The 4,870-nt window shown below is 43.6% G+C and carries 5 protein-coding genes; 3 read left to right on the top strand and 2 right to left on the bottom strand.

From position 1 onward, the window contains the following. Positions 1-148 precede the first annotated feature (148 nt). The 3 genes from H6S82_RS18185 (at position 149) to metK (ending at position 2,317) form a co-directional block, all read left to right on the top strand. A complete protein-coding gene (locus tag H6S82_RS18185; protein WP_190467194.1) occupies positions 149-676 on the top strand; it encodes a hypothetical protein in 528 nt (175 codons plus the stop codon). A 162-nt stretch (positions 677-838) separates the two neighbouring features. Continuing rightward, positions 839-988 (top strand): hypothetical protein, encoded by a 150-nt coding sequence (locus H6S82_RS18180; RefSeq protein WP_191056509.1) that lies wholly within the window; start codon positions 839-841, stop codon positions 986-988. A 69-nt stretch (positions 989-1,057) separates the two neighbouring features. Beyond that, complete coding sequence (gene metK, locus H6S82_RS18175; RefSeq protein ID WP_242057001.1) at positions 1,058-2,317, top strand: methionine adenosyltransferase; 1,260 nt, start codon at positions 1,058-1,060, stop codon at positions 2,315-2,317. Between the two features lie 181 nt (positions 2,318-2,498). Here metK and H6S82_RS18170 read toward each other — a convergent pair whose 3' ends face one another. Both H6S82_RS18170 and H6S82_RS18160 read right to left on the bottom strand, forming a co-directional pair. Then, positions 2,499-3,023, bottom strand: coding sequence for a CAAD domain-containing protein (locus H6S82_RS18170; RefSeq protein ID WP_190467192.1), 525 nt, complete (start codon positions 3,021-3,023; stop codon positions 2,499-2,501). Between the two features lie 398 nt (positions 3,024-3,421). Then, positions 3,422-4,591 carry an EAL domain-containing protein gene (locus H6S82_RS18160; protein ID WP_242057000.1) on the bottom strand — a complete coding sequence of 390 codons (1,170 nt, stop codon included), beginning with the start codon at positions 4,589-4,591 and terminating at the stop codon, positions 3,422-3,424. Positions 4,592-4,870 lie beyond the last annotated feature (279 nt).

Raw genomic sequence — 4,870 nt, 5'->3', positions numbered from 1 at the left:
TAGGGTATGTTAGCTTTGGGCGGTTAGCACCGTACCATCTTTTGCTAGGTGCTAACCGCCCGATCGGAAAAGCAAAATTTTGCATAACTCCTGAGAAGCGAGAAATACATCTGAGTAGGTAAATAACCCTCTCCATTCCCAGCGAGTTATGCAGCATAATGCCTTCAACGGCTCTTTAAAAAGCATCCCCACCAATCAAATAAAACCAACCCTTTCTTGTGCGCCGCTTTCCCTGTTTAAAAGCGGACAGTTGTTGTACCTAACACCTGAAAGTGAAGGTGGGTTGATCTTGCAGAACCCTTATTATGCAGATTTTGTTGGCCCTGGTGCCGCCGTGGGAAGTTACTTCGACATTAAATGTATTTCTGTTTACGCCATAGGAACAGTTAACTTTCACGCTCCAGTTACCTACTCAGAACGCCTACAGGCATTTCAAAGGCGAATGGCTTATATAGACAAGCTTAAAGAAATTTTGCTAGAACCATCGCGATTAGATCGAGCTTGTTTATTATTGACACAACTGTGTGAGTGGTTGGGAGATGATGAAGTCAGAGACATTCCCCATAAATTAACTGCCAAGCTGATTGCAGTGCAAGCAGAGATTGTCAAAAAAGCTTGGCAGCAACGTTTGAGAGAAACTACTACCAAAAAGTCAGAAACTTTGATAGTTCCCTAATTTTTTGCTAATTGGCTAACATCTATATGAATTAAGCTAATAAACTGGGTCTGCCTAAAAATGGTTTAAAAATGTAAAAAATTAACTCGTTTTATGTAGCATCAGCCAGGTATTCCGGTTTAGGGGCAAACAAATCGGCTTTCTTCATCGCAAAGCAGACTCTTGCGTTACTTTCACGCGAAGAAACCCGGTTTCTCCGATTACTTGACCGATGTTGTCGCCCCAGAGTGCATAAGTCCCGATCGACTTACTACTCGATTGGTCAAACTGAGTGATGGAAGTCTCTACCCAAGGGAAGAAATGTTGTTATGATGGCTGGTTACAGTGGCTGAAAATAGCCCAAACATTTTACTCGGCCCAATGTCCCAGGAGGATTTTGCCTTGTCTCGTCGCTACCTGTTTAGCTCGGAATCCGTTACCGAAGGCCATCCAGATAAAATCTGCGATCAAATTTCCGATACTATTCTAGATGCACTGCTCACACAAGACCCGTCCAGCCGCGTAGCCGCAGAAGTCGTCGTCAACACCGGCTTAGTACTGATTACCGGAGAAATCACTACCAAAGCTCAAGTTAACTACGTCGATTTAGCCCGCAAAAAAATTGCTGAAATTGGCTACATTGATGCTGATAATGGATTTTCTGCCAACAGTTGTGCAGTTCTGGTTGCCTTAGACGAACAATCTCCCGATATTGCCCAAGGGGTTAATGCTGCCGCTGAGACTCGCGTAGAGTCGAGCGAAGAGGCATTTGACGCCGTTGGCGCTGGAGATCAGGGTTTGATGTTTGGCTTCGCCTGCAACGAAACCCCAGAACTGATGCCCATGCCCATCAGTTTGGCACACCGCATTTCTCGCAGATTGGCAGCAGTAAGAAAGACAGGCGATTTGCCCTACCTGCGTCCGGATGGCAAAACTCAAGTAACGGTTGCCTACGAAGACGGCAAACCTGTTGGCATCGATACTATCCTGATTTCTACTCAACACGCCGCCACGATAGGCGATATTACAGACGCCGCCGCAGTACAAGCCAAAATTAAAGAAGACCTGTGGACAGCGGTCGTAGAACCAGTTTTTGCAGATATTGATGTCAAGCCGGATTCACAAACTCGCTTCCTTGTCAACCCGACTGGGAAATTTGTTATTGGTGGCCCCCAAGGAGATTCTGGGCTCACGGGACGGAAAATAATTGTAGATACCTATGGCGGCTACTCTCGCCACGGTGGTGGTGCTTTTTCCGGTAAAGACCCCACGAAAGTAGACCGTTCTGCTGCTTATGCTTGTCGTTATGCCGCTAAAAATATTGTTGCGGCAGGTCTTGCCGATAAGTGCGAAGTGCAGCTAAGTTATGCGATCGGCGTAGCTCGACCTGTCAGCATTATGGTAGAAACTTTCGGTACTGGCAAGGTAGATGATGAAATATTGCTGGATTTAGTGAAAGACCATTTTGAACTCCGTCCGGCAGGTATTATCGCCACCTTTAATTTGCGTCTCCTTCCCGCCGAACGCGGCGGTCGTTTCTATCAGAATGTCGCCGCTTACGGTCACATGGGACGCACCGATCTAGACTTACCTTGGGAGCAAACAGATAAGGCCGCTTTGTTGAAGGAAACAGCTGCTGCTAAAACAGCTGCTGCTTGCTGATAGTAATTGTAGGGTGGGCAATGCCCACCCTTGCTGGCAAGGTTTAGTAGTAACAGACGTAAGTTGAGTTAAGGTAAAAAAAGCAACCTAAATAATTATTTGGATAGGGCGGATTTTGAAGCGTTAAATGCTATCCAACCCACCCTAAATTTAGCTAACGATAGCCAATTTCATCTGTTAGCTATTTTACGTTTTCTTTGCCGAAAATGTACTCTCTAACAGCCTTAACTAGCTCGGATAATTCTTCGCGGTTCTTAGCGCCGAGTAAATAGCGATAAACGAACCAACCTGCATATCCCAAGCCAATTAGCTCAAAAGTTGGCGCTATCAAAGGAATTTCATTGATAGCATCCAACAAACCCGACAGCAGTTTGATACTGATAAAAACTAACAGAATTAAACTAACGCTGATTAAGGGTTGCTTGTATTTGTCAAAAAACTCGGTTAGGTAACTTGGCGGACTATCTATAAAACCCGATATTCTGTCCGCAACCTGCCGCCATTGTTGGGTAGAGGTTTCATTTGGCACTTCGGTCGGCAACGGTTCCTGTTCTGGCACCTTAACCTCTACTGTTGGCAGTTCCGTAGAGGGTTCCACAGGTTCCACAGGCGGTTTGGCAGCAGGGGCTACTGGTTGTGTTACGTTAACCTCTGAGTCTGGAACTTTTGTTTCTGGTGGATCGTTTGCTGGCAGTTTATCTTGCATATCTATCCTTGGGAATGAAAAATTGCAAATCTTTGCTATAGTTTACGCCGAAGCGACCCTTTTGGTTTTTATTGGAAAGATTATTTCGTTTAAGTTTTAATTAGTACTTCAACGCGCCTGTTCTTTTCCCTACCAGTCGGATTATCGGAGCCATCAGGATTATTATTAGGAGCAATTGGCTTAATTTTGCCAAATCCTTTGGTTTGCAGTCGATTCGGCTGGACTTTGAAAACATTAATCAAATAGTATTTGACTGCGGCGGCTCGGAGTTGGGAAAGTTTTTCATTGTAAGCATCATCTCCTTTGCTGTCGGTGTGTCCGTAAATAAAAATTTTTGCACCAAGACATGAAAAACGGGGTTCCTTGAACCCCTCAAAACTAGCTTCCCCAAAAACTACCTATGCGGATAAATATATAGGCTCACTTCCTATGTAGGAAGTAACTTTGACTGGTGGCGTCATCGGTTTGGCAATTAAAAACCCTTGGGCAAAGTTTGCTCCCCTTTCTCGCACCCATTCCAGTTCTTCCGTCAGCTCAATACCTTCAGCAATAGTCTTAATATTTAATTGTTGGGCTATTTCCAACAGTTTTTCAGTAATCAGTGCTTTGTATGGTTCTTGATGTACATTGTGAATCAGATGCCTATCCAACTTGATAAAGTCAGGACGTAGTTCGTGAATTAAATTCAAATTAGAATAACCTGTACCAAAGTCATCAAGTGCAATCAAAAATCCAGCTTCCTGGTAAAATTTCATAATCTTGATCAAATGATTTATATCTGGTGGCTGCTCTGATTCCATCACTTCAAAAACAACCCGATCGTGAGGAATCCCGGCTTCGCTAATCGCACGCACTGTCATGCGTAGGCAAGTAGTTGGGTCGTACACAGCCGTGGGAGAAAAATTAATAAAAATCTGCTCTTTAATACCATATTTGCTTGCTTCGCGGATTGCCATTTGTCGCGCTAAGGCATCTAGTTGAAAAACGAGACCAGCGTCTTGGGCGCTCGTAAATATGGAACCCGGACTAATTAGGTTATCATCCTTATCAAATCCACGCAGCAATGCCTCTTGTGCAAAAATTCGGGAAGTATCATCAGCATATACGATCGGCTGAAAATGACACGTCAAACGCTCTTGTGCCAATATATCTAACAACCACTCACACTTGTTGAGGCTGACAAAGTTATTCAGCGAGGTGATGCGAGAAAAATCCCGAAATAGCGGTTCCTCAGTTCCAGGCATCCATACAGCCTGCGTTTCTTTCAATTCTTTATTGGTAAGTTTGGATGTTAGTGTGGCGAGCAATATTTCAATATTATTACGATCCACAATAATTTTCAAGCATTGCTCATCTTTTAAAAGTTGGTGAGCCAGATCGGTTTTCCCCAAAGCGGGAATCAGCTTATTAAGCGTATGTACTACTGGAAACCACATATACAGCGTTCCCTTGTCCTGAATTTTGCTAGGTAGAGTTTCGCAACGAGTGCAGTTTCCTAAACCTTTGTCTATCTTCTGCATGGTAGATTTTGCTGTTAAGGTGGTGCAATAGAGTTTTGCTTTATTCATTTAGATAAACATCTATCTATAGTAGTAGAGACTTTTTTGTATCAGAGGAAACTAAAAATTAAACTAATAGAGCAAATCTTTTTAGTAACCTTAGATACACTTTAAGCTAAAGTTAAGACTTATGGTGGTTGTGTGCCAGCTGGCTACCAGCTAAAGAGTTAGACCTGTTAAGATCCGACTTGGATGGTTCGCAAATGTTCTGTCGAATCATTTCTGTAACAGCAAACTGTCCAGAGATGTAAGTATTGACGACTTGCGAATCAACCGACAGACAGAGCC

It is taken from the genome of Planktothrix sp. FACHB-1355, assembly GCF_014748295.1.
GTDB classification, from domain to species: domain Bacteria; phylum Cyanobacteriota; class Cyanobacteriia; order Cyanobacteriales; family Aerosakkonemataceae; genus Aerosakkonema; species Aerosakkonema funiforme_A.
The sequence above is the reverse complement of the archived record's forward strand: the minus strand, read 5'-3'. Positions and strand labels throughout refer to the sequence as shown.

Bases quoted from the DNA above. Each gene is read 5' to 3' on its own strand.
- H6S82_RS18185 (WP_190467194.1), top strand. From the start codon at position 149: ATGCAGCATAATGCCTTCAACGGCTCTTTAAAAAGCATCCCCACCAAT.
- H6S82_RS18170 (WP_190467192.1), bottom strand. From the start codon at position 3,023: ATGCAAGATAAACTGCCAGCAAACGATCCACCAGAAACAAAAGTTCCA.
- H6S82_RS18160 (WP_242057000.1), bottom strand. From the start codon at position 4,591: ATGAATAAAGCAAAACTCTATTGCACCACCTTAACAGCAAAATCTACC.